Annotated in this window: 27 protein-coding genes and 4 tRNA genes; 26 read left to right on the top strand and 5 right to left on the bottom strand. The window is 52.5% G+C overall.

Going from position 1 to position 22204, the window contains the following annotated elements; translation table 11 throughout:
- The first annotated feature begins 10 nt into the window (after nucleotides 1-10).
- The 15 genes from FBF29_02250 (at nucleotide 11) to FBF29_02180 (ending at nucleotide 10276) form a co-directional block, all read left to right on the top strand.
- Nucleotides 11-928, top strand: a complete 918-nt coding sequence (locus FBF29_02250; GenBank protein QJU07514.1) for a DNA-directed RNA polymerase subunit alpha — start codon at nucleotides 11-13, stop codon at nucleotides 926-928.
- Between the two features lie 2 nt (nucleotides 929-930).
- Nucleotides 931-1317, top strand: coding sequence for a 50S ribosomal protein L17 (locus FBF29_02245; GenBank protein ID QJU07513.1), 387 nt, complete (start codon nucleotides 931-933; stop codon nucleotides 1315-1317).
- Nucleotide 1318: 1 nt separating this feature from the next.
- Nucleotides 1319-1750, top strand: a complete 432-nt coding sequence (gene rplM, locus FBF29_02240; GenBank protein ID QJU07512.1) for a 50S ribosomal protein L13 — start codon at nucleotides 1319-1321, stop codon at nucleotides 1748-1750.
- Nucleotide 1751: 1 nt separating this feature from the next.
- Nucleotides 1752-2150, top strand: coding sequence for a 30S ribosomal protein S9 (gene rpsI, locus FBF29_02235; protein ID QJU07511.1), 399 nt, complete (start codon nucleotides 1752-1754; stop codon nucleotides 2148-2150).
- 75 nt (nucleotides 2151-2225) lie between these two features.
- Nucleotides 2226-3080 (top strand): alpha/beta hydrolase, encoded by an 855-nt coding sequence (locus FBF29_02230; protein ID QJU07510.1) that lies wholly within the window; start codon nucleotides 2226-2228, stop codon nucleotides 3078-3080.
- Between the two features lie 115 nt (nucleotides 3081-3195).
- Nucleotides 3196-3852, top strand: coding sequence for a hypothetical protein (locus FBF29_02225; protein ID QJU07509.1), 657 nt, complete (start codon nucleotides 3196-3198; stop codon nucleotides 3850-3852).
- Nucleotides 3853-3901: 49 nt separating this feature from the next.
- On the top strand, nucleotides 3902-4372 hold the full coding sequence (locus tag FBF29_02220; protein QJU07508.1) for a solute carrier organic anion transporter: 471 nt from the start codon (nucleotides 3902-3904) through the stop codon (nucleotides 4370-4372).
- Nucleotides 4373-4563: 191 nt separating this feature from the next.
- A complete protein-coding gene (locus tag FBF29_02215; protein QJU07507.1) occupies nucleotides 4564-5271 on the top strand; it encodes an aspartate/glutamate racemase family protein in 708 nt (235 codons plus the stop codon).
- A complete protein-coding gene (gene trpS, locus FBF29_02210) occupies nucleotides 5271-6332 on the top strand; it encodes a tryptophan--tRNA ligase (protein QJU07506.1) in 1062 nt (353 codons plus the stop codon). Before FBF29_02215 ends, trpS begins: the two co-directional genes overlap by 1 nt.
- A gap of 92 nt (nucleotides 6333-6424) precedes the next feature.
- Nucleotides 6425-7606: an RluA family pseudouridine synthase gene (locus tag FBF29_02205; GenBank protein ID QJU07505.1), complete on the top strand. Its 1182-nt coding sequence runs from the start codon at nucleotides 6425-6427 to the stop codon at nucleotides 7604-7606.
- Entirely contained in the window at nucleotides 7599-8429 is an 831-nt protein-coding gene (locus FBF29_02200) for a hypothetical protein (GenBank protein QJU07504.1), read from the top strand. The genes FBF29_02205 and FBF29_02200 overlap by 8 nt, the downstream gene beginning before the upstream one ends.
- Nucleotides 8430-8432: 3 nt before the next feature.
- Complete coding sequence (locus FBF29_02195) at nucleotides 8433-9137, top strand: tetratricopeptide repeat protein (GenBank protein QJU07503.1); 705 nt, start codon at nucleotides 8433-8435, stop codon at nucleotides 9135-9137.
- 42 nt (nucleotides 9138-9179) lie between these two features.
- Nucleotides 9180-9256: transfer RNA gene (locus FBF29_02190), tRNA-Thr, on the top strand.
- A 7-nt stretch (nucleotides 9257-9263) separates the two neighbouring features.
- Nucleotides 9264-9348, top strand: a tRNA-Tyr gene (locus FBF29_02185).
- 67 nt (nucleotides 9349-9415) lie between these two features.
- On the top strand, nucleotides 9416-10276 hold the full coding sequence (locus tag FBF29_02180) for a CPBP family intramembrane metalloprotease (protein QJU07502.1): 861 nt from the start codon (nucleotides 9416-9418) through the stop codon (nucleotides 10274-10276).
- Between the two features lie 109 nt (nucleotides 10277-10385).
- Here the strand turns inward: FBF29_02180 and FBF29_02175 are convergent, their stop codons facing one another.
- The gene (locus FBF29_02175) at nucleotides 10386-10667 is read right to left on the bottom strand and encodes a TfoX/Sxy family protein (GenBank protein QJU07501.1); all 282 of its coding nucleotides are present in this window, start codon (nucleotides 10665-10667) and stop codon (nucleotides 10386-10388) included.
- A gap of 114 nt (nucleotides 10668-10781) precedes the next feature.
- On the opposite strand from FBF29_02175, the gene FBF29_02170 reads away from it, so the two are divergent.
- From FBF29_02170 to rpmG, 8 genes are all read left to right on the top strand, one after another.
- Nucleotides 10782-11165 carry a hypothetical protein gene (locus tag FBF29_02170; GenBank protein QJU07500.1) on the top strand — a complete coding sequence of 128 codons (384 nt, stop codon included), beginning with the start codon at nucleotides 10782-10784 and terminating at the stop codon, nucleotides 11163-11165.
- Nucleotides 11166-11216: 51 nt separating this feature from the next.
- A complete protein-coding gene (locus FBF29_02165) occupies nucleotides 11217-11516 on the top strand; it encodes a hypothetical protein (protein QJU07499.1) in 300 nt (99 codons plus the stop codon).
- Nucleotides 11517-11552: 36 nt separating this feature from the next.
- Nucleotides 11553-12149 (top strand): hypothetical protein, encoded by a 597-nt coding sequence (locus tag FBF29_02160; protein ID QJU07498.1) that lies wholly within the window; start codon nucleotides 11553-11555, stop codon nucleotides 12147-12149.
- 154 nt (nucleotides 12150-12303) lie between these two features.
- A tRNA-Thr gene (locus FBF29_02155) sits at nucleotides 12304-12379 on the top strand.
- Between the two features lie 29 nt (nucleotides 12380-12408).
- On the top strand, nucleotides 12409-12927 hold the full coding sequence (locus FBF29_02150; GenBank protein ID QJU07497.1) for an NUDIX domain-containing protein: 519 nt from the start codon (nucleotides 12409-12411) through the stop codon (nucleotides 12925-12927).
- Between the two features lie 14 nt (nucleotides 12928-12941).
- On the top strand, nucleotides 12942-13643 hold the full coding sequence (locus FBF29_02145; GenBank protein QJU07496.1) for a DNA alkylation repair protein: 702 nt from the start codon (nucleotides 12942-12944) through the stop codon (nucleotides 13641-13643).
- Nucleotides 13640-14311 carry an NAD(P)H-dependent oxidoreductase gene (locus tag FBF29_02140; protein ID QJU07495.1) on the top strand — a complete coding sequence of 224 codons (672 nt, stop codon included), beginning with the start codon at nucleotides 13640-13642 and terminating at the stop codon, nucleotides 14309-14311. Before FBF29_02145 ends, FBF29_02140 begins: the two co-directional genes overlap by 4 nt.
- Nucleotides 14312-14413: 102 nt before the next feature.
- Nucleotides 14414-14635 carry a 50S ribosomal protein L33 gene (gene rpmG, locus FBF29_02135; GenBank protein ID QJU07494.1) on the top strand — a complete coding sequence of 74 codons (222 nt, stop codon included), beginning with the start codon at nucleotides 14414-14416 and terminating at the stop codon, nucleotides 14633-14635.
- A 97-nt stretch (nucleotides 14636-14732) separates the two neighbouring features.
- Here the strand turns inward: rpmG and FBF29_02130 are convergent, their stop codons facing one another.
- The 4 genes from FBF29_02130 to FBF29_02115 all read right to left on the bottom strand — a co-directional run bounded on the left by FBF29_02130 (nucleotide 14733) and on the right by FBF29_02115 (nucleotide 19115).
- Nucleotides 14733-16457 (bottom strand): hypothetical protein, encoded by a 1725-nt coding sequence (locus tag FBF29_02130; GenBank protein QJU07493.1) that lies wholly within the window; start codon nucleotides 16455-16457, stop codon nucleotides 14733-14735.
- Nucleotides 16457-17674, bottom strand: coding sequence for an alpha-amylase (locus FBF29_02125; protein ID QJU07492.1), 1218 nt, complete (start codon nucleotides 17672-17674; stop codon nucleotides 16457-16459). The genes FBF29_02130 and FBF29_02125 overlap by 1 nt, the downstream gene beginning before the upstream one ends.
- Nucleotides 17665-18876: a glycosyltransferase family 4 protein gene (locus FBF29_02120; protein ID QJU07491.1), complete on the bottom strand. Its 1212-nt coding sequence runs from the start codon at nucleotides 18874-18876 to the stop codon at nucleotides 17665-17667. Before FBF29_02120 ends, FBF29_02125 begins: the two co-directional genes overlap by 10 nt.
- Nucleotides 18877-19040: 164 nt before the next feature.
- A tRNA-Trp gene (locus FBF29_02115) sits at nucleotides 19041-19115 on the bottom strand.
- Nucleotides 19116-19271: 156 nt separating this feature from the next.
- On the opposite strand from FBF29_02115, the gene FBF29_02110 reads away from it, so the two are divergent.
- The 3 genes from FBF29_02110 (at nucleotide 19272) to FBF29_02100 (ending at nucleotide 22204) form a co-directional block, all read left to right on the top strand.
- Entirely contained in the window at nucleotides 19272-20807 is a 1536-nt protein-coding gene (locus tag FBF29_02110) for a DUF11 domain-containing protein (protein ID QJU07490.1), read from the top strand.
- Between the two features lie 95 nt (nucleotides 20808-20902).
- On the top strand, nucleotides 20903-21496 hold the full coding sequence (locus tag FBF29_02105; protein QJU07489.1) for an ATP-binding protein: 594 nt from the start codon (nucleotides 20903-20905) through the stop codon (nucleotides 21494-21496).
- Nucleotides 21497-21505: 9 nt separating this feature from the next.
- On the top strand, nucleotides 21506-22204 hold the full coding sequence (locus tag FBF29_02100) for a M48 family metallopeptidase (GenBank protein ID QJU07488.1): 699 nt from the start codon (nucleotides 21506-21508) through the stop codon (nucleotides 22202-22204).

Below are 22204 nucleotides of genomic sequence, written 5' to 3'. Positions count from 1 at the left end.
GGGAAGAATTATGGCAAAAGCAATTTACAATCCAGCACTCGCGAGCGTTGATGACACCTCTGCGACCAGTGCGACCTTTCTGATTGAGCCGATGCACGCCGGCTATGGCAATACGCTTGGCAACTCCTTGCGCCGGGTGCTGCTCTCGAGCATTCGCGGCGGCGCGATCGTTGCCTTTCGTATCGAGGGTGCGACACACGAGTTCACCACCGTCGAGGGCGTCAAAGAAGATGTCGTTGACATCATGCTGAACCTAAAGGGTGTGCGACTCCGCGTTCACACTGACGAGCCAGTTGAGCTGCGTCTGGAAAAAACTGGTGGTGTTATCACCGCTGGCGACATCCAAGCAAACGGCGAAGTAGAAGTTGTTAACCCAGACCACATCATCGCTACCATCGATGATCCGAACAAGACCGTCATCATGGACTTGGTGGCAGAAGCTGGCCGTGGCTATCAGACGATCGAGGAGTCGAGTACTAATCGATTGCACTCCGACATGATTGCGCTCGATGCTATCTTTACACCGGTGCTGCGCGTTCGCTATAAGGTTGACTCGACACGCGTTGGCGACGAGACCAACCTCGAGAAGCTGGCGCTGACGGTTGAGACTGATGGTACATTGACACCGCGCGAAGCATTTGAAGAGGCAGCGGCTATCCTCGTCAGCCAATACAGCGCACTGGCAGGCTCGACTGTGGTGGCTGGTGCGCCAGCACTGGGCAACGACGAGTCGGATGATTCGGAACTTGACATGTCGATCGAAGAATTAAACCTCAGTGCCCGCACCACCAACGCGCTGATTAACAATGAAATCCGCACCATTCGCGACCTGGTGACGTTGACCGAGCAAGATTTGCGAGAATTGAAAGGCTTTGGCTCAAAGGCGCTGGATGAAGTACGTGACAAGATGGCGGAGTTGGAGTTTTAACTATGCATAGACACGGATATCAAGGGCGCAAGTTCGGCCGTGAGCGTGATCAACGACGAGCCTTGCTGAGGGGCCTGGCAACCAGCCTGGTCGAGCACGGCAAAATCGAGACCACCTTGCCGAAAGCCAAAGAGCTGAAGCGCCACATTGAAAAAATCATCACCAAGGCGAAGAAGGGCGATTTGGCAAGCCGCCGCCAGGTGATCACAGCACTCAGCACTCGCGCTGCTGCCTACAAACTAGTTGATGAAATTGCCCCACAGCTGAGCGGTCGCACCAGCGGACATGTTCGCGTTGAGCGCACCCGCCTACGTGTTGGCGACGGCGCGCAAATGGCAATCATCGAGTTTGTCGACGACATCAAACCAATGCCAAAGGAGGAGAAATAAGATGAAGACCTATTCACAAAAACCATCTGACGTTTCTCGCCGCTGGGTATTGTTTGATGCAAGTGAACTGCCACTCGGACGTTTGGCAACTGAAATTGCTAAATACCTGACCGGTAAATACAAGCCAACCTACACACCACACGTTGATGGTGGCGACTACGTCGTAGTTATCAACGCCGCAAACACTGTCGTTACTGGCTACAAGGAAACTGACAAGTACTACTACCGTCACAGTGGCTTCCCAGGCGGCATCAAAGAAACGCAGTTCAAAGAAATGCGTGAACGCCACCCAGAACGAATTATTGAAGAAGCTGTCAAAGGCATGTTGCCAAAGAACAAATTGCAAGCAGAGCGCCTCAAGCGCCTCCGCGTATTTGCCGGCAGCGAGCATGCTCACACAGCACAAACCCCAGAGAAAGTTGAGGTAAAGTAATATGGCTACTGATACCTATTTCTACGGCTTGGGACGACGCAAAAGTGCCTCAGCAAGCGTTCGCTTGCTTCCTGGCAAGGGTACCATCACCATCAACGGCAAAGCAGCCGCTGAGTACTTGGATGGCAACAAAACCTTGCTCGCCGAAGTAACCGATCCACTAGCTATCGTCAGCAAGCAGAAGGAATACGACGTTACCATCTTGGTCAAAGGTGGTGGTCTCGCTGGTCAAGTTGACGCCATCAAGCTTGGCATCGCTAAAGCATTGACGGCCGCTCACGCTGATCTGCGCCCAGTCCTGAAGAAGGCTGAGCTGCTCAAGCGTGACCCACGCGAGAAAGAGCGCAAGAAATACGGTCTGCGTTCCGCCCGCAAGCGCGAACAATTCTCCAAGCGTTAAAACAGAGGAGGGACCAACTATCAAAAATACTCCGTCTCATGTGCAGGCGGAGTATTTTCATAGTATACTAATATAATGTTTGATCGATTAATCCACCGCTGGCTGCGCGTCCCGTACACCCTGAATGTGCATTATTTTTGTCGCCCAGATAACCCAAAATCTACCATTCTACTTATCCATGGGCTGGGCACATCGTGGCGTACCTGGAAACCGCTAGAACCATATTTGCCCAGAGATACGCAAGTTATCGCCATTGACATGCTAGGATTTGGCAATTCACCAAAACCCGACTGGAAATCATACAACGCTCACGACCAGGCCACCAGCATCGCCGCTACGCTACGCCACGAATCAATCACTCATCTTGACATCGTCATTGGCCACTCTATGGGATCGCTGGCCGCCGTAGAGCTCGCTAAAAAATATCCAAAATTAGCTCAGTCACTAATCCTATGCAGCCCGCCAATATATCACCCTAAGATTGACGAGAAAATCCATCATCCAGAAAAAATATTACGGGCCCTATATAGCCTTATCAACAAGCATCCGAGGAGCTCAAAACGTCTATTACAGTTTGCCGACCGACATAATATATGGCCCGACGCGGGATTTAAGGCCGACAAAATTACTGCTAAATCCTTCCTGACCGCTCTAAACGCCGCAATTATCAATCAAACCACGATGGCTGATATATCACAATTGAAACTGCCAATCACTATTCTGTCTGGCAAGCTCGACCCACTGATCGTTGAGCGGAATTTGAAGAAACTAGCCAAAGAGCATAAGAACATCGCCCATCGGTCAATGACCATGCAGGGACACGAAATAACGGATACATACGCTGAGCGTTTGTCCGGACTAATCAAGCAGCACTTTGCGGGCGAGTATCCGTCAAAATCTACAAGTCGCACAAAAAGATTAAGAAAATGATCTATAATTGAGATCGGGTCCAAGCCCAGACTATCGTATCAATAAATCTGTATAGCGATGCCAAGTAGCGTATACTAACAACATAAGTCATCCCCATAAAGTCAAAGGAGACCGCATGACAGCAGCAAAACAAACCATCGGCGTTATCGGTTCGCTGGGCGATTTGGGTTCGCAATTGGTACGGCGCGCTAAAAAGTACGGCTTTCTAGTCCGCGAATTTGACATAGCCGACCGCCATACTAGCGTAGAAGAATTATCCGATTGTGAAATTATCCATGTGTGCGCGCCCTTGGAAAATTTTATCGTATCGCCCGTAAGGGGACTGATAATTTTACACGATAGCGTTATGGACACCAGCCGCCGATTTAACGATCAGCTTGACCAGAAAGCTGCCGTCGTCCATTTGCTAATGAATAGCGCTCAGCGAGCGGTTGTCGCCAGCGACCAGCCAAATGCCGAGGCGGCAGCCAGCCATTTGCAGCAATTAGGATTTAACCCAATTTCTATGCCGGTCGATAAGCATGATCGAATCATTGCCCGATCGCAAGCGCCGCTGGCACTGCTTTGCGACGCGCTACTGCCTGAATTGTTCCAATTGGATAAAGAGGGTCTACTGACGCCGTCGGGCGAAACGCTGGCAGAAACCTTACGCTCCCGCACGCTCATTTGGACGCCAGCCACCCGCCGAGCAATCTTGCGCAATCCTCAACTGCGCGAACTTATTAGCGAACTGTCGAATATCCTAGACCAAGCGCAGCCGCCAGATAAATAATCCTCCAATCCAAACCATATACTTCCTGTCAAATGCTATACTAAATAGCATGAACCAAGAACCTCCATATTATAATCTACAGCGTAGACACCGCCCGCGCTGGATTGGTATTTTATTAGCATTTTTACTGGGTATCCCCATGATAATTGGCCTATGGCTGCTGCTGTGGCGGTGGAACTACGTGTCGTATTTAACTGGGCCCATCGGCGCGGGCATCGTCTACCTAATATATAGTTTCATAACCCAGGAAGAAAGACCGCCGCTCCTTGATATCATTTTATTAATCTCAGCCTCTATACTCGGCACGGTAATCGGTTTCGCTGTTTGTCTGGCTGAATCGCTGCATATTTATACTAAAATCGGGTTCTTAGCAATGGTAGAATTTATCGTTTCGCCGCCAACATGGACAATATTATGGAAAGCAAATCCGATGGCTGTCCTCTCGCTCTTATTTTCAATCGGTTTATCTATTTACATCATTTTATGGGTTTGGCGCATATCCAAGCGAGCTGTTTTATAGAATATTTGCGGATTTTAGCCGTTGGCGTTATAATCACCCCATGACCATAAAACGGCAATTCATCAGCACCGCCTGGCAAAGCACGCGTTTTCGCCGCGGCTTATTGAATTGTTCGTAAATTTCCTTCTGAAAATACCAACCATGACTAGAGGCCGCGCGCGGTCTTTTTTATATAACCCAAAGGAGGAATTATGAAACAAAGAATAATTACCATCGGCGGCATGGGGCCGCAGGCAAGCCTGGAACTACACCGGCGGATGATTCAGCAGGCGCTGGCAAACGGCGCGAAGGATGGCGCAGATTTTCCGCATATAGTTCATTTGTCGCTGCCAGTTCCTGATTTTATCGCCAACGAATCGCGGCGCAACGAAGCCTTGGAAATTATCATAAACGAACTGAAAAACATTGGCGCGTCGATGGACGATGTTATCATAATTGCCTGCAATACCGCGCATTTACTACAGCCAGATATTGAACGGCAGCTGAATATTCGCATAACTTCCATGGTGGATGCCGCAATTGATTACGTTAGCCGCCATCATAAAACAATTCGATTGCTAGCGTCGCCGACGACCATCCGCACTGGACTATATGACAAGCCGTTGAAAGCCGCCGGAGTAACCGTATTAACGCCGGATAAGGACGAAGAACAAGCGCTGGAAGTGATAATTCGCGCAGTAATTTCTGGGCAAACAATATCTCAGTCAGCGCTGGATAAAATACCAATAATAACCCAATCCGAGCAGGCAAACGCAGCAAACTATATCAATAATTACCCCAGCAGTCCGCCGGCACTATTAGGCTGCACCGAACTATCCTGCGCCTTCGCCGAAAAACCAAACACCATTGACCCAATGAACATTTTATTACGTTACTTAACCACCAAAGGAGTGTTATAATGAATACAATGAAACCATCCAAACCCGTCATCCTCACTGGCGTGCGCGCCAACAATGATATTCACATTGGCAATTATTTTGGCGCCATTTTGCCGATTGTCGATATGTCGAAGCGCCGCTCGGCCGATTTTGATATCAATCTGTTTATCCCGGATCTACACAGCTTTACCACGCCAATCGACCACAGCAAGTTGTATGACAGCATTCTCAGCAACGCCCGGATTTATACCGCCGCGGGGCTACCGCTGGACAACGAGGCCATTCATTTGTACCGCCAAAGCCACGTCCCAGCCCACAGCGAGCTGGCGTGGATTCTAGACTGCTTCACCGGGTTTGGCGAAATGAGCCGAATGACGCAGTTTAAGGATAAATCCGACAAGCTTCACGGCGATCAGATTTCCGTCGGCCTGTTCAACTACCCGGTCCTGATGGCCGCCGACATCTTGCTTTACGGCGCCAGCTACGTGCCAGTCGGCGACGACCAAACGCAGCACTTGGAGTTCACCCGCGACATCGCCGAGCGGATGAACCGCAGATTTGGCAACTTATTCATCGTGCCCAAACCAGTCGCCCAGCAGCATCAATTCTTCGGCAACGACCAAGGCCTGAGAATCAAAGATCTGGTCAACCCAACCAAAAAGATGAGTAAATCCGACGATAGTGGCAAGGGCGTCATTTTCCTTGGCGACGAGCCAGAGGCAGCGCACAAAAAAATCATGAGCGCCACCACCGACTCACTGGGCACAGTGCAGTACGACCGCGACAACCAACCGGGCATTTCCAATCTACTGGAAATCTTGACCCTGGTACGCCAAGACTCCGGGCGAGACGTCAGCTTGGAGCAAACCATCAGCGAATACGCTGGCATGGAGCGCTACGGCGATTTCAAACGAATTGTGGCTGATGAAGTGGCAGGATTCTTGGCGAATTTCCAGGCGCGTCTGGCGGCAGTTGATAAGCAGGCAATTGAAAGTAAGCTAGAATCCAGCGAGCACGCCATGAGCGTCGTCGCCAACGAAACCTTGCTCCGCGTCCAAACGGCTGTGGGGCTACGGAGGTAGCAGGCGATGGCAAGTTGTCTCACCAAGCGGGGAATGCCGCCACATCAAGCGCCGCAGATGTCTAGCCGCCCAAACCGCAGAGGACACGCCGCGTGAAGATTTCGCCGCGCACTGTCCTTAAAATCGCCAGGCTATATCAACTGGCAGACGACAACACGCCCGTCAAAGCCCTGCGCCACCTGAAAGTTCAGACAGACGAATCGCATATCGTGGCTGAGTTTATCTTAAACAAGCAGCATTTCGCCGTGCTCTACGGCTCAATCGTCGATGAGGAATCAATTGACGAGCTGTGGCCTGACAAGCCAGCCAATGCTGAGATGTTGCCAAACCCGCTTGACCCGAGCTGCACCGAAACGCCGTTTCAAGGCAAATTTGTCATCATGCTCCACATCGTGCCGACCAAGCAGCGCCTGGACGTCCACTTATCCACGGACTTTGACCCGTCGATTTCGCGTAGCCTCTGGCAGAAATATATCAAAGCTGGTTACGTCTCGGTCAATCAGCGCGTAGTGACGACGCCAAAGTTTGAGGTCGATGAGACTGACGAGATTGCCGTCAAGCTGCCAGAGCAGGAGCAGGCCAGTGCGGAGCTGCCAATATTATACGAAGACGATGACGTAATTGTAGTCGATAAACCCAGCGGACTGCTGACCCATGCCAAAGGTGGACTGTCGACCGAGCCAACCGTGGCGGAAATTATTCGTCCCCAGACTTCGTTTGCCTCGGACACCGACCGTCCGGGCATCGTCCATCGGCTCGACCGCGACACCTCAGGAGTGCTGATCATCGCTAAAACTGCTGAAGCCGCCGCTCATTTACAGCGGCAATTCGCCCAGCGCACCACCAAAAAAACCTATCTCGCAGTAACTGACGGCGCACCAAAACTAGCCGCCGCAAAGATCGACCTGCCAATTGGTCGCAACCCATCCGCGCCCAGCACCTTCCGCGTCGATCCGAATGGCAAACCCGCCCAGACAAACTATCGGGTTTTGGCAGCGGCTAACGCCAAAGCACTAATTGAACTTAAGCCTACCACCGGACGCACCCATCAACTCCGCGTCCATATGGCATACCTAAACACGCCAATTCTCGGCGACCGCGTCTACGGCAAGCCAAACGCCAGCCGCCTGATGCTTCACGCCCACAAACTAGAAATTACACTGCCATCTGGCGAGCGAAAGACCTTTGAGGCGGCCATTCCAGCAGAGTTTCGACAATTATTCCCGAGAGTTGCCGCAACCCCGAACGAGCCCGGCGAGGCCACTCATGACTAACACCCGCCCGCCACGCACACCAGTGGTGGCGCATTGCGACCGCGCTACACTGCGCCAACTTGCTGAGCGACTGCCGCAGGCGGTGATCATCACCGCCGAGCGTGGGCTGGACGGCATGGGCACCGCCGAATACTTAGCAACGCTCACACCATCAGAGGTGATTCGACTGCAGCCAGTGGAGGCAAAAACCACGATCACGACTGAGCAGATTCGCACCATGATCGCTATGCTGCGCACGCACGCCACGGTTCGCCGCGTCATCATTATCAATCCAGCCGACCACATGAGCGAGGCGGCCCAGAATGCGCTTCTCAAATCCTTGGAAGAGCCGAACGCCAACACGCATTTTTTGCTGGTGACCGAGAACGAGCAGCAGCTCCTGGCCACCATTCGTTCGCGCTGTCAGGTGCTGACCCTGCACTGTACCTCGCCAGTACAGGACGAGACGCTGCTTGACGCCACCTCGCTCACCGCCAGCGAGCGGCGCCAAATCCTGTTCCTGGCCGCCGGCCGGCCACTGCTCATCCGTCAATTAGCACGCACGCCGAAACTACTGTCCGAATATCAAGCCATCGCCACTGACGCCAAATGCATCCTCTCTACACCGGGCTCATACGGAGCACTGCGCACGCTGCCATCCTACTTCACCGACCGTGCCAAAGCCCTCCAGCTGATCGACATCCTTCTCACCATGGTAGCGTTTCAGATGAAAACTCAACCGAGCCCTTCGCACCAACCCCTCCTTGATCGGATCATCACTGCCGAAACGCGGCTGACGCACAATGGCAACGTGCGGCTGGCACTGATCAATATTGTGGTATAATGGATGCATATGTCTGGATTATTAGTTATCCTGCTGGTTATGGTGTGGGCAGTTTGGTATCAGCCGTCAGTCGGCGAAGCACAAAACTTACCAGTTAAATTGTCAGAGAAACTTGACAAGCTCTGGGCTATCGCTCAAGAGTCGCTGCGTGAAAACAAATATCTGCGTGCCGAAAAGGCACTCCTAACCATCCTGCGCGTCGATGAGAAAAATGCCACAGCCTACAATCGCCTGGGGATTTTGTATGCCAAGCAGCGTGCCTACAAGGACGCCATCGAGTGCTTTGAAATCGCCCAGAGCCTCGAGCCGAGCGCCTCGAGCCTACACAATGTCGGCCTCATTTACTACGAGACACAGGATTACGTCAAGGCGGCGCTGGCGTTTGAGCAGGCGCTTGATATGGAGGCCAGTCATGCCGCCCGGCACATCGCCTACGCCAAGGTTCAGGAGAAATTAGGTAATACGAAGAAGATGCTGGCGGCGCTAGAAAAGGCCGCTGAGCTCGAACCGACGCCGCACACATTGAACACGCTTGCTCAAGCCTACGACAGCGCCAAGCAGCCCGAACAAGCCGCCAAACTTCGCGAGCGCGCCACGGCCATGCTCACACCCGACAAGCCAGCCGCCGTCCCGCGCCGTTCGCCACACCCAGCTCATCCTCAGCAGCCACGCCAGCCGCGGCAACAATCACGAAAAGTGATCATGTAGACCTTGTCTTGGGCTGCAAAACTTGCTACAATCGTTCAAGATGCCGATTTAGCTCAGCTGGTTAGAGCAGCTGTTTTGTAAACAGCAGGTCCTGGGTTCGAATCCCTGAATCGGCTCCAAATACACGCCGGAATCGTGTAGTGGCAATCACAGGAGACTGTAAATCTCCCGCCGTCAGGCTTCGTAGGTTCGAGTCCTACTTCCGGCACCAAAACAGGACAAAACTGTGAGCCGCGCCGCTGGTCACAATAACATCACCAGCAAGGTATAATAAATCCATGAGCCAGCTATCTATAAAAAACAAGTTCATTAGCACTGTTCGTGCCTATCCCCTAGCGTCATTTTTTATTCTCGCATATCTTGGGTCGTGGATTGGGTGGAGTCCGTGGTGGTTGTCGCAGACAGGTGTCGGGTTGCTACCGTATGAGCTGCCACGTTCTGCGGTTGCCGGCATCAATCAGCTCGGGCTTATTGCGGGGCCGCTGGTTGCAGTGTTTGTTGTTACTCGCATTGCGAGTGGACGCAAAGGAGTAAAGCAACTACAAAAGAGCTTTACGCAGTGGCGAGCGCACCCACTGGCATATATTCTCGCATTCGCGGCAATTCCTCTCGCGATTTGTGCGGCGTATTTCCTCTTTGGTGGTGTCGGGATTTCGTCCGACATATCGCCTGCGATTATCACGACGCTGCTCGTCACATTTGTCATATATCTTGCTGGTGGTCCGATACAAGAAGAGGGCGGCTGGCGAGGCTTTGCTCTTCATCGTTTGCAGCAGCGGTATCACCCGCTAGTTGCGGCGGTTATTTTGGGAGTTGTGCACTGTCTATGGCATATACCATTATTCTTTACTTCCGAATGGGACACAGCACGTAGTGGTGTTTCGCAGTTATGGGCGTACCTTGTACTAGTGGTGAGTATGTCGGTCGTGATGTCATGGCTCGTCAACAAGGCGCGCGGCAGTGTGTTTCTTGCCATACTCGCGCACAATAGCGTCAACTGGTCGCTCTTTGTTGTCGCAACGCTCAGCGGCGTTGCTATCGCCAACAACTGGCCTGCTGCACTCAGTCTGACAGTGCTAGCAATTGTGGCGATTGTTGCGACACGTGGGCGACTTGCTTTTGAAGAGAGCAATAAGTAATAGCTACGCCATATCTGGTGTATATGCGCTAGATATAGCGTATCTCTGGGATTACTTCTTCTTGCTTACCAATTCTTCATTAAACCTTAACACCAACTCTACCCACTCCCTAAAGTCCTTTCGCTCTTCGCCGTCGAGGTCGATATAACCTTTGATCGGACGATCGATCTTTCATGATTGTCGGGCGCGCGCCCTTTCGTTTCAGTGCATCCTCGTATACATCCGCGCCGATACGCACCATGATGTTGTCTGTTTTGCTACCACCAACGCAAGCGCACATTTTGTTGTTGACCATAAAGGCAATACCACCATACATCTTGATTTCGTGCGTGTCGGGCAAATGTGCGAGGTCTAGCTGCACTTGGTCGGCGATGGCTTCATTATACGGCATAGCTACATCAGCCCAATCACCAGTGCCATACCGATGAATACGCCGAACGCACTCGCAGTAATGGCGATAGCCGTCTCAGAGTTCTTTCTGGCCTTCTTTTGATATAATGAAACTATGGAAGAGAAAAGGGTAACGCCAGAGGAAAGAAAAACGCCTATTGGTAGGGTTGGATACCTTATCATAAACTCAACAGACAGTAAAGAATCGGCAAAGTTCTGGAGTGCCGTAACCGGCAGAGAGCTGGGTGATGTCTCACCGCCATACATTGATCTACCATCGACTAATAATGAGGATGGGGTAACAATTAGTATCCAACAAGTTCCCGATCAAGAATCTCTCGGGATGCATATTGATATTGTTGTCGACGATATTGATGAAGCTATTCAACAAATAATCGACCTTGGCGGAAAGCTCGTAGAAGAAAAGTCGGAAGGCAACTGGCGCTGGGTAGTTATGCGAGACCCCGATGGAAATACGTTTTGTCTAGTGACTAACTAGCAACTATAGGTAAAGTTGACTTTACTCATAAACAATGCTATAATTTCGAGCATGTTAGAGCTTATCAAGCGAGGGCTGATCACCTGGAACGAGCAGAAAAATCAGCGCCTCAAGTTACAGCAGGCCTACGTCGCCCTAGCTATCATTAGCTTGACTGTCGGCGGCGGGCTAATCCTGATCAGTAATTCGGCCGCACATCTGGCCGCCTCAATCGCCGGTATCGTCGGCGTGGTCTTCTTGGTCAACAGCGTCGCCTGGACAGTACTGGACGCCATCATTACGCCGCGCTTGCCGCGGCCAGCCAAGCCAACCCGAGCGCGCGCCACAAAATCCACCCGTACTTCACGCTAAGTTGCTCACCAGCTCCCAACATGCTATTATCAAATCATGAAACGATTTCCATTTGCTAAAACACTCAAAGCACTCTATAAACCATTACCGCGCATGCCCAAGCAGTCGCGCCAAGCGGTCGCCGACAACCTCTGGATTGTCGCTGCAATGTTGGCGGTGGTGGCTGCTTTGTCACTAACCTCAGCCCTATCACTTCTGTCGCAGGCTGACCGCATCTCGCTCTTTGGCGTTTCTATTTTTGTACCCAACATCGTTCTCATTCGCCTGCAGCAGATCATCACGCTGATCTTTGCGATCACCGAAGTCGTCCTCTTCGGACTGGCCATCTCACCGCTACGACGCAAGCAAACCCGAGGCTGGCTCTTTACTACCGCTGGCATTGTCGTTACGTTCCTTGCCACCGTTGTCACCTTTATTCTCAGCTTCTTCACTCATTACTACGACGTTGCGAGCGGAGTCGTCGCTATCGCCCTGGTCGCCGCTATGGGCTATGTGCTTAGCGAAATCGAATCTGAGTTTGACTCAGCCAAAGCTAACAAGCCGACAGCGCACAAAGAAGAGCCCAAAGAAACAACTGCGCCAACCGCCCCTGAAGCCACCGACAAGCCAGATCAGGTCGAGGCAGAGAAGTAGTCTGAGAACGCCATCGTCTTTGCACGGCCACGTGAATATGGTACAATACGAATGTTGCCGCGCCGTTTTCGGGCGTAGCCGGTGTACCGCGATAGCTTCTACGCGTGAAACGTGAACATACGTAGAGCGCGCATGCCGCAGGCGATGGTGTAATGCCGCGATAGCTCAGTTGGTAGAGCGCATCCATGGTAAGGATGAGGTCTCGGGTTCAAGCCCCGATCGTGGCTCCATTTTGATTTTTAGATTATTTGTACTAAACATGGATAAGCAATCGTCTGCCGCCTACATGCAACACATTCGCGACCTTACGGCTGATTATCCACGTTTTGAAGATGGACGAATTAACTATACTGATGAACGTGTGTGTTTTGTGTTAAACTGTGTTGTTGTCTCGGGCGATCAAGTCCTCCTGACTAAACGTAGCGCTGAGGTTATCGCCTATCCGGAGCTGATTAACGGCATATCCGGTTTTATCGACAACCCTAATCTTAGTATTGAAGACATCGCGTATAGTGAACTAGCCGAAGAGGTCGGCATTTCAAGGCAACATATTATCAATATGAAGCTCAGCCGGCCATTTGTACAGATTGACCAGCAACTAGATCGTGAATGGCATGTTGTTGCCGTCCTCGTTGAACTAGCAGGTACCGTTACGCCCCGGCTTAATTGGGAAAATAAATCCGCTGCCTGGTTTAATCTCAAAGAAGTTCCCAAGATGAAGCTCATGCCGGGTTTTGCCGAAACAGTGGGAGCAGCGTTAGCAATGCACCACTTATAGGTTATAATAAACATATGCTTCAAGACCTCACGCGCCAACTCGAAACGCTTGCCCAAGGCAACGAATCCTACGCTGTCTTTAACCATCGTATCGTCAACACCAAGATGCCGGTCATCGGCGTGCGCGTGCCGGATTTACGGCGGTTGGCGAGGAAATTAGCGCCTAATATGAGCGCAGCGGACATTAGCAAATTACTAACAGCCAAGAACGAATCATTTGAATACGTGTTGCTATGCGGGCTGCTGATCACGCACGCTCGGCTCGATGACCAGACGATGATTGATCTAGCCAAGCAATATCTGCCACACGTTGATTCGTGGGCGCACATCGATATATTTGTAGAGAAAAAGCGACGCTTTGCTGGCGAAGTGTGGTGGGATTTTGCACTAGAATGCTTGCAGAATGAAGACGAGTTCACGGTGCGCTACGGCGTGATTTCGCTGATGACTAATTTCCTAGACGAAGCACACATCGATCAGGTTTTCGCAGCGCTGCGAAACGTTAAACACGACGGTTATTATTACGTCAAAATGGCGCTGGCCTGGCTATATGCTACGACGGCAGTACACTTTTTTGAGCTAACGCTGGCTGAATTAGAAAATGAGCATATCGACACCTGGACGCGCAACAAAGCTTACCAAAAAATGCGCGAATCGCGGCGATTCACTCCCGAAGAGCAACGTATCATTAGGCAACAAAAAGGAGGACGCCAATGACCAGCAAACCAACCATTTCAGCAGCGGAAATTACCAAAGCGCTGGATTTTCGCCATGCCTGCAAGAAATTTGATGCTGATAAAAAGATTTCTGACCAAGATATGGAGCTGATCCTTGAGGCAATTCGCCTCACGCCAACCTCGTACGGTTTTGAGCAATTCGACGTCATCGTCGCCCAAGATCAGCAGCTGCGCCAGGATCTGAAAAAATGCGCGCCGATTAACAAGCCGCGCTTTGATGCCAGTCATTTCCTGATTTTTACCGCCAAGACGGCCGACGCGCTTAGCGACCACATCGATCACATACTCCGTGATGTAAAGCGCATGAATCTGGTCGAGCGCACCGCCTACAAGACCTTCTGGAAGCAGTGGGCCAAGAAAGATTTCAAGCTGATGGACGCGCCTGACGGGCTGCACCAGTGGTCAGCGCACCAGGCATACATCGCCCTCGGCTTTGCCATGCTGGTGGCAGCGGAGCGGGGGATTGACTCGTGTCCGATTGAGGGATTTTCGATTGATCAAGCGACAGAGGTACTGACAACCCACCAGCTCATTGACCCAGCCAAAGATCTGCCGGTTCTCATGCTGGCGCTCGGCTACGCCAGCCGGAGTGACCGGCCACACCCGCGCAGCCGCCGGCCACTTGATGAGATGGTACGCTGGTATTAGCGCGGGGGGCAAGAGCAATTTTCCTTGTCAGCACCCCTAGCGTTTCCTAATTATCTGTGCTATAATCGGTCAAGATTGTAAATAAACGTAACGAGTAAAGAGATGGCAAAGAAGAAGAATACGAAGCGGAAGTTGATTGGTTTGGTCAGTAATTTGAGCGGCCACCGCACGTACTACACCACGGTCAACACCCAAAACCGCACCACAAAAGGGCAGGGCAAGCTGACGCTCCGAAAATACGATCCAGTGGCCCGCCAGCACGCAACCTACACCGAGACCAAGAAAAACCTCGGCCGCAACGAGGTCAAGCCGCGCAAGGGCTAATGACATCAAGCGAAAACCACCCCCTCAGACAGGGGTGGTTTTTTATTTGTGGCAAACGACCAAATCAGCAGGCCAGTTTAATTTTCATGCGCTGACCTCAGCGCTGGGCCACGATCATATCGAGCAAGGTATTGACATATTCAGCCGAAGCCACCACCGACGACGCGTTATGCTCACTTACCGCGCCAGTTTTGGCAATGCGCCGCTCACGGATCAAGTCAACGATTCGCTCTGCTCGCGCCAGCTCTCCCGTCTCGATATAATATTGCGCCAGCCACAAACTAGCGACCACGCTACTATCTGGATCATCCGCCCGTCGCTTGAACAGACCGTCAACCGCCGCTAATGTTTGTGTCGCCTCACTAACTAGTTGCTTGGTCCAGTCAGCCTCGCCCTCAACGCCAAACATATAGGCAGCATACACCGCATCCATCGTCACCTCATCAGCATCACGCCCCGCCAGCTGCGTGCTAATATCGTCAGCGCAGGTCCGCCACTGCACCGCATTGGCTGGGTCGTCATGCTGCTGCGCGAGTTCGCTCGCTTGCTCCAGTGCTGCGCGTGACAACCGCCAAACGAACGTCGCGTCGTCGTCCGCCGCCAGATTATCCCAATTATCCGTCACAAATGTCGCTACCTTGGTGGCCACCGATTGATATAGCTGCCGCGAGCGCTCCATGCCAACTCGCGACGTCGCAAATTGACAGAAGATAAATAGTACCGCCGCCGCGTCCCTCAAGCGCATTGGCGGCCGGTCTTGACGCCACGCAGTATCAGTCGCCACTGGCTCGCCATCCGTATAATATGCTGGCGCGAAGTAACCATCAGCCTCAAATATCCGCCGGCAAGCCTCGAAAAACATCGCCGCCTCATTGCCATAGCCCAGCCGAATCAGCGGCCACAGCGCGAACGCTGCGTCGTATAGACGACACCCGCCCGCCGAGTCATCAGTGAGTATCAGTCCGGATTCATCCACGTGAGCCCGCAGGGTTAGCAGGGAATTAACGAAAGTCTGGCGGTAGGCTGGCGGCAATTTCTGTACTGCGCGAAAACCGGGACTCAGCCACTTGTGCCAGGCATCCGTCGTCCGCACCAAGCTCCGCACCAAGCCGACATTACGCGTCTTTTCGTGCAGCCCTAGCGCTTCCTTGATCGACGTCCCGGCCGCCAACCAGTAGGTACAGCGATCCGACGCCAACGCCGCCAGCCGCAGCGAGCAGCCCAGCACCGAGTCAGTCATGCCATACTCATGCGGACAGCCCGCTAGTTCGCCATCCTCCCCGTCGCGCCACGCTCCATCCAGCCCATCGCCAAATCGCCCGACCGTCCACCGATCGAAATCACGCCCATCAAATGTCCGTAGGCCAACGGCAAACGCCCGTCGCCCACGATAATGTAGCAGCGCCCGCGAGGCCTCAACATACTGCGCCGTGTCAATCGCTTGACCATCATCGTATAGCCGGAACGCCTGATGCAAAAACAACCTCACCTGGCGTGTCTCAGTCCGCAGATTGACCACGTGAATATTACGACCAAATACATTAACCTTGCTATCAACGAAATCATCGCACTCCAGCACCAGCCCCAATCGCTCATGCTTGAGCACCGTGTGCGCCACCAGCGCTCCCTGCGGCAATCGCATCGTCACCCGCCACGCGCCATCATCAATCCACGAAAACTCGCCGTCCACCCACACACCGATCCGATGCACGGCTTGTCGATTCTGAACTTCGCGGCCAACGTGCGGGAATGACAGTGAACTCACTCGACCAAACTGATCGAGCTTAATCGCCAACGTACTATTTGCCAGCAATACCGACATCAAAACCTCTCGTACCGATGCGCGCTCAGCCGCCAGCGCACATCGCGAATTGCGTTGACATAATAGAGGAAAGCCTCGTACGGCGAATCATACGGGCTGAAATAGGCGTGGACGTCGCCATCAGTAAACCACTTGGTGCACATATAATAGAAATGATCAGACGACTGCAGCCGCCGCCAATCGGCGATCAGCTGCTCATCGCCACTCCTCAGTACGTCGGCCTCCAGCTCGTACAGATACCGCAGCGCCTCTTTCTGTAAATCATTGCCATTCCACGCTGTCAAATCGCGCTCGCTATCCGCCCAAGTCACCGTCTCTGGCATACTAATATCACCGACCGGCCGATGCGCCGCCAACGCTTCAGACACCGTATAAAACGTATTACCGCTAACCTCGAACCACGAGGCAACAAACTGATCAAAAAAGCTAAAAATACCGCTATCCGACCACTGGTGCTCACCAAAGGTTTCATAATCCATGAATAAATTAACCAGCGGTGCCTCGGCCGTCGCCTCCATCAACCACGTCCGATATTTTTCTGCCGTCAGCGGCCAACCCGCCCACGACCGATTACTAAACCGAAAGGCGATATCGTCACTCAGTCGATAATTCTTGAGCAGCAGTCCAATCCTGTCCGTGCCGACTGGCCGATACACATAATTCGGACTGCGCCACTCCAGCACCTCGTCCCAACCTTCGGCCAGCACACCGCTAAAACCAGCCGTCTCCGCCCACTTGGCGAGGTCGTCATTGTACGCTAGCTCGGTATTTGCGAGCACCGTGGTCTCGACGCCAAACAGCTGGCGCAGTTTCTGCTGGTGACGGCGAATTTGCTCCTCAAACTCGGGTCGTGAATAAAAGAACGCTAGGCTGTGATAATACGGGCTTGATAACAACTCGACCTTGCCAGTGGCAACCAGCCGCTTAAAGCTCTCGATCACCGCTGGGTTAAAGCGCTCCGCTTGCTCGAGGAACACACCGCTGATGCTTAGCGACAGCTTGAAATCACGATGCCGCCTGAGCAGTTCCTCTAGTAGAGCATTCATCCGTAGATATGACTTCTCGGCAACTTTATGAAAAATTAACTCGTTGTTTTGGGCTGGATCATTCGTCTCGAAATAATCATGCCGCGTCGCCACATCAAAAATACTATACCGCCGCACTCGCCATGGCTGATGCACGTGAAGATAGAGGGTGATACCCCGGCTCATGCCCACCTCCTTTCGGCCGATGCTTGATACAGCGCGACACACCGCTCCGCAGCATCCTGCCACGACAGCCGAGCGTACTCATCCTTGACATTGCGCTTTAAGGCCGACTGCAAGCCTGGCGAGCGCGCAATATTGACGATCTCATCTGCCAGCTTATCAACATCCCAATAATCAAACCGCATGATGTTATGGAGTACCTCGCCAACACCCGACTGCTTGCTGATGAGCAGAGCCGTATCGTGATGCGCTGCCTCCAGTGCCGTCAGCCCAAACGGTTCTGACACCGAACTCATGATGAATATATCAATCAGGTAGTAGGCATCGCGCCACTGCTTGCCACGAACAAAACCAGTGAAAATTACCCGGTCACTAACACCTAGCCGTGCCGCCAACGCTACCAATTCATCCCGCTGCTCGCCGTCACCCGATAGCAAAAATGCGATCTTGTCGTAGCGCTCTAACGCTCTAGCTGCCGCCCGCACGAAGTAGGTCAGCCCTTTCTGTACCGTCAGCCGTGTCAACGCACCAACGATGGTATAGCCATCAGTCTTGAGATCCTCGAGGTATTTGTATGTCGCCGTGTCGTACTCATGCGGCGGCAGGTCAGCCAGGTCGATCGCATTATATACCACCTCAACTTTATCTGGCGGTATGTGATAATTCTTGACAATCATGTCCTTGGTGATGTGACTAACCGCGATAATTCGATCAGCCATCATCAGCCCCTGCTGCTCAATCTCATGCACCAAGGGATTACCCGAATGTTCGCCCGAGCGATCAAACTCAGTAGCATGCACATGAACGATCAGCGGAGCACCCGACACCTCCTTGGCGATCACGCCAGCCTCCATCGTCAGCCAGTCGTGAGCATGAATGGCGTCCGGTGGATACATCCGAGCGAACTGCCTGACAAACTTGCCATAGCGGCGCTGTAACCGACGCATCGGTTCAAGTTCGTGCCCACCCGTATCCTCGACTTCTGGTGCGACCCCGTGATCATACGCCCCGAGATCATGATAACCCGGCGGTAGCGGCGAGGCCGCGTGAATGTTCATATGAGTAATATTCGGATGCGCCGCCGAGTAGGGCACGACAAAATCAATAGCAACACCGTGCGCCGCCAATGCCTTTGACATCTGGTAACACGCCACACCAAGGCCGCCACAATTGTGCGGAGGAAGCTCCCACCCTAGCATCAAAATTCTCATCTTATTCCCAGTATAGACCGCCGCTTATGCTTTTTCAAGCGCATCTGGCATTTTTTTCACGAGATCAAGGCATTATTTTCACAAGCGGTGAATTGATATACGCCGTCAACTCTACAGCAAGCCATCAAAAAACGACTTTCATCAAGTCGTCACACCATAAATCGTGGCAGGGGCAGTAGGAATCGAACCTACCTCTGCGGTTTTGGAGACCGCCATTCTAGCCGATGAACTATGCCCCTATCGTCTCGCTGAGCGGGTTAGCGTATCTATTATAACAGAAAAAAATATTCTGCAAACTGACCCAAACTAACCATTTTGAAAAAATATGATATAAGTTATTGACAAAATAATGCTTGTGTGATAATATTGGGGAAACAACCAGTGAGGAGGATGTTATGAAATTAAGTACAAAGCTTAAGATCGTGGCGCTGTCGCTGGTCGCTGCTTTCGGAGCAGGACTGGTCTACTACGCCAACGCAGAAACAATTGACAATACCCGCGACTGTGACAAGTACGCCGTGGTGTATTGTGGTACCATGTCGGTACAAGAGATGCGCGAACGATATTTCAACAAAGGCGTATCAACAATTTACGGTGCGTTCGGTATTTCCTACGAGATGCTGAGCGGCAACTACGTTAATGGTGCAGTCTACCGTAACGGCGAGGTTCGCCTCGATAACGGCACCGTTGTCGCCACCAATGCCCGGACAGCCATCCGTAATATTAGCGGTGGTACACCGATCTCAGGCACCAACGCCAAGGTCGTCCCAGCCAGCCGCATGAGCAGTGCACAGCAAGCTTTCATTCGGCTTGATGAACAGGGTCGCTTTAAGTTCGCCATCATGACGCCATGTGGTAACCCGGTTGTCGCCACCAATGTTGTTGTGCCACCAAAACCGAAACCACAGCCAGTGGCTACTTGTAAAGCACTTGACCAGCCAGTTATTAATCGCCAGACTAACACGGTCGCCCTAAAGGCTCACGCAACAGTCGAGAACGGTGCAACCGTTAAGTCATACACCTTTAGCATCACCGATGCTTCAGGCAAGGAAGTCTTCTCACGCAGCAACACTACTTCAGCGCTGACCAGCGAGACCAGCGCTACCATCAAGGAAGCGGGCACTTACACCGCTCGCGTCACAGTCACGACCAGCCTTGGTGATCGCACCAGCAACGACTGTATCAAGCAGTTCACCATCCAGCCAGAAACGCCGAAGGCTAACCCTGGCATCAAAATCGAGAAAAAAGTTGATGGCGTCGAGCACAAGACCGTCCAAGTTGGCAACGAATTCCCATACCAGGTAACCGTCACCAACACCGGCAACGTTGATCTGAAGAACGCTGTTGTCACTGACAATGCACCACAAGGCGTCACCTTCCTGCGAGCATCTGAGGGTACCATCCAGAACAACACCTGGAAAGCAACAATCCCTGAGCTCAAGCAAGGCGCCTCAAAGACCTTTACCATCACGGCAACCATCAAAGAACAAGTCGCTGGCAAGGTCGTCAACACCGCCTGCGTTGACACCCCAGAGATTCCTGGCGACAAAGATGGCTGTGACAACGCAACGGTCGATGTACCAGAAAAAGTCGAGGCCTGCAACGTTCAAACTGGTGTTATCGAAAAAGTCGAAAAGGGCAAAGAGAACACGCCACCATACACCACTGATCTGAGTAAATGTGAAAAGATCAAGGTCTGTGACGTCACTACCAAGACCATCCGCGAAGTCACCAAGAAAGAAGCTGAAGACACTAAGCGGTTCGTCGGTATCGACAGCGAAGAGTGTAATCCAAAGCCAACCACCCCAACCCCACCAACACCAACCGCACTACCACGAACTGGTATGACCGACATGGTACTCGGTGGTCTGGGCATCGGTGCACTGGTTACCTCAGCTCTAGCATACGTCGCCAGCCGACGCCACCTGTAAGAGACTGACCGCTCCGAGAATCTAATTCTGAAGCGCGAGGTTTCAGGCGAGAATCCCCCTTGGATAAGGGGGATTTTTTGTGTATACTAACATATATGAAACCTTTGCAACTTTCTTCTCCTCACATCATTGCCATGGTTGGCGTGCCGGGGGCGGGCAAGTCGCAATTCGCGGCTGAGTTTTCTGAGATGTTTCATGCGCCGCATTTGGACTCTGGTATCTTAGCGGCATTATCCGATGATGAGGCGGCCGTTAATTATGCGAGCGGCACTCTGCTCAAGGAATTGATGAAGACCCATCAAACCATCGTGTTTGAAGGGGCAACGGAGAAGCGAGCCTGGCGGGTTGAGCTCGCCAAGACAGCCCGTGCTGCTGGTTATAAGATTCTCTTTGTCTGGGTGCAAACCGACCTCGCGACTGCCAAAATGCGCTGGCTCAAGGCCAACGATAACGACGAGGCGGCATTTGATGCCAAGATCAAACAATTCTCATCGCCGCACCCCAGCGAGCCATGCGTCGTCATCAGTGGTCGTCACACCTATAACACCCAAGCGCGCACCTTGCTCAAGCGCCTGGCCGACGTGCGCCCGAATACTACAGCCGCTCCGACCCAACCGCAGGCTGCTCAGGCTGATACTCCCAAACGCCGTCCGCAACGTCCAGTGTTCAGTCGTATTCGCGTTAGCTAGGAGCTATACATGCCAACGATTACTGACGCTGAATTTGGCGAAATCACGGTGAGGCGCTCGCACTTGGCGCGTCAGGTGTCACTGAAAGTCGCGCCAAACGGGCAGCTGCGGATCAGCTTGCCGACGTACGCACCGCTGCTCGCCGCAAAAACGCTTATCAAGTCATCCCGGCCGCGTATTCGCGAACTCCTGAGCGAGCATCAACAAGGTCACTACTACACGCACGATCAATCAATTGGTAAAAGTCATCACCTGATCATCGAAACCCAGCCCGCGCTCACCGAACCCATTATCAAGCGCTCCGGCACCCGCATCCTTGTCAAGCTGCCGCCTGGCACCGACATCGCTACTCCAGCCATCCAGCAGCGCATTCGTGAAGTCGTCATCATAGCGCTACGCAAAGAAGCCAGAAGTTACCTGCCGCGACGGCTGAAATTCCTGGCCGAGGAACACGGCTTTTCCTATCAAACCGTCAAACTGACGCACGCCTCGAGCCGTTGGGGCAGCTGCTCGTCGCGCGGCACGATTAGCCTGAACATCGCACTGATGAACCTGCCGTTTGAGCTGCTTGATTATGTGCTGATTCACGAACTAGCTCACACCCGCCAGATGAATCACTCCGACGCGTTTTGGCGAGAGGTTGCGGCCATCGACCCAGCCTACAAAACGCACCGAGCGGCACTGAAAAACCATACACCACACGTGTAG

Source organism: Candidatus Saccharibacteria bacterium oral taxon 488, assembly GCA_013099015.1.
GTDB lineage: Bacteria > Patescibacteriota > Saccharimonadia > Saccharimonadales > Saccharimonadaceae > Nanosynbacter.
Note: the sequence above shows the minus strand (reverse complement) of the source record. Positions and strands in the feature narration are given on the sequence as shown.

Bases quoted from the DNA above. Each gene is read 5' to 3' on its own strand.
- FBF29_02250 (QJU07514.1), top strand. From the start codon at position 11: ATGGCAAAAGCAATTTACAATCCAGCACTCGCGAGCGTTGATGACACC.
- FBF29_02245 (QJU07513.1), top strand. From the start codon at position 931: ATGCATAGACACGGATATCAAGGGCGCAAGTTCGGCCGTGAGCGTGAT.
- rplM (QJU07512.1), top strand. From the start codon at position 1,319: ATGAAGACCTATTCACAAAAACCATCTGACGTTTCTCGCCGCTGGGTA.
- rpsI (QJU07511.1), top strand. From the start codon at position 1,752: ATGGCTACTGATACCTATTTCTACGGCTTGGGACGACGCAAAAGTGCC.
- FBF29_02230 (QJU07510.1), top strand. From the start codon at position 2,226: ATGTTTGATCGATTAATCCACCGCTGGCTGCGCGTCCCGTACACCCTG.
- FBF29_02225 (QJU07509.1), top strand. From the start codon at position 3,196: ATGACAGCAGCAAAACAAACCATCGGCGTTATCGGTTCGCTGGGCGAT.
- FBF29_02220 (QJU07508.1), top strand. From the start codon at position 3,902: ATGAACCAAGAACCTCCATATTATAATCTACAGCGTAGACACCGCCCG.
- FBF29_02215 (QJU07507.1), top strand. From the start codon at position 4,564: ATGAAACAAAGAATAATTACCATCGGCGGCATGGGGCCGCAGGCAAGC.
- trpS (QJU07506.1), top strand. From the start codon at position 5,271: ATGAATACAATGAAACCATCCAAACCCGTCATCCTCACTGGCGTGCGC.
- FBF29_02200 (QJU07504.1), top strand. From the start codon at position 7,599: ATGACTAACACCCGCCCGCCACGCACACCAGTGGTGGCGCATTGCGAC.
- FBF29_02195 (QJU07503.1), top strand. From the start codon at position 8,433: ATGCATATGTCTGGATTATTAGTTATCCTGCTGGTTATGGTGTGGGCA.
- FBF29_02180 (QJU07502.1), top strand. From the start codon at position 9,416: ATGAGCCAGCTATCTATAAAAAACAAGTTCATTAGCACTGTTCGTGCC.
- FBF29_02175 (QJU07501.1), bottom strand. From the start codon at position 10,667: ATGCCGTATAATGAAGCCATCGCCGACCAAGTGCAGCTAGACCTCGCA.
- FBF29_02170 (QJU07500.1), top strand. From the start codon at position 10,782: ATGGAAGAGAAAAGGGTAACGCCAGAGGAAAGAAAAACGCCTATTGGT.
- FBF29_02165 (QJU07499.1), top strand. From the start codon at position 11,217: ATGTTAGAGCTTATCAAGCGAGGGCTGATCACCTGGAACGAGCAGAAA.
- FBF29_02160 (QJU07498.1), top strand. From the start codon at position 11,553: ATGAAACGATTTCCATTTGCTAAAACACTCAAAGCACTCTATAAACCA.
- FBF29_02150 (QJU07497.1), top strand. From the start codon at position 12,409: ATGGATAAGCAATCGTCTGCCGCCTACATGCAACACATTCGCGACCTT.
- FBF29_02145 (QJU07496.1), top strand. From the start codon at position 12,942: ATGCTTCAAGACCTCACGCGCCAACTCGAAACGCTTGCCCAAGGCAAC.
- FBF29_02140 (QJU07495.1), top strand. From the start codon at position 13,640: ATGACCAGCAAACCAACCATTTCAGCAGCGGAAATTACCAAAGCGCTG.
- rpmG (QJU07494.1), top strand. From the start codon at position 14,414: ATGGCAAAGAAGAAGAATACGAAGCGGAAGTTGATTGGTTTGGTCAGT.
- FBF29_02130 (QJU07493.1), bottom strand. From the start codon at position 16,457: ATGTCGGTATTGCTGGCAAATAGTACGTTGGCGATTAAGCTCGATCAG.
- FBF29_02120 (QJU07491.1), bottom strand. From the start codon at position 18,876: ATGAGAATTTTGATGCTAGGGTGGGAGCTTCCTCCGCACAATTGTGGC.
- FBF29_02110 (QJU07490.1), top strand. From the start codon at position 19,272: ATGAAATTAAGTACAAAGCTTAAGATCGTGGCGCTGTCGCTGGTCGCT.
- FBF29_02105 (QJU07489.1), top strand. From the start codon at position 20,903: ATGAAACCTTTGCAACTTTCTTCTCCTCACATCATTGCCATGGTTGGC.
- FBF29_02100 (QJU07488.1), top strand. From the start codon at position 21,506: ATGCCAACGATTACTGACGCTGAATTTGGCGAAATCACGGTGAGGCGC.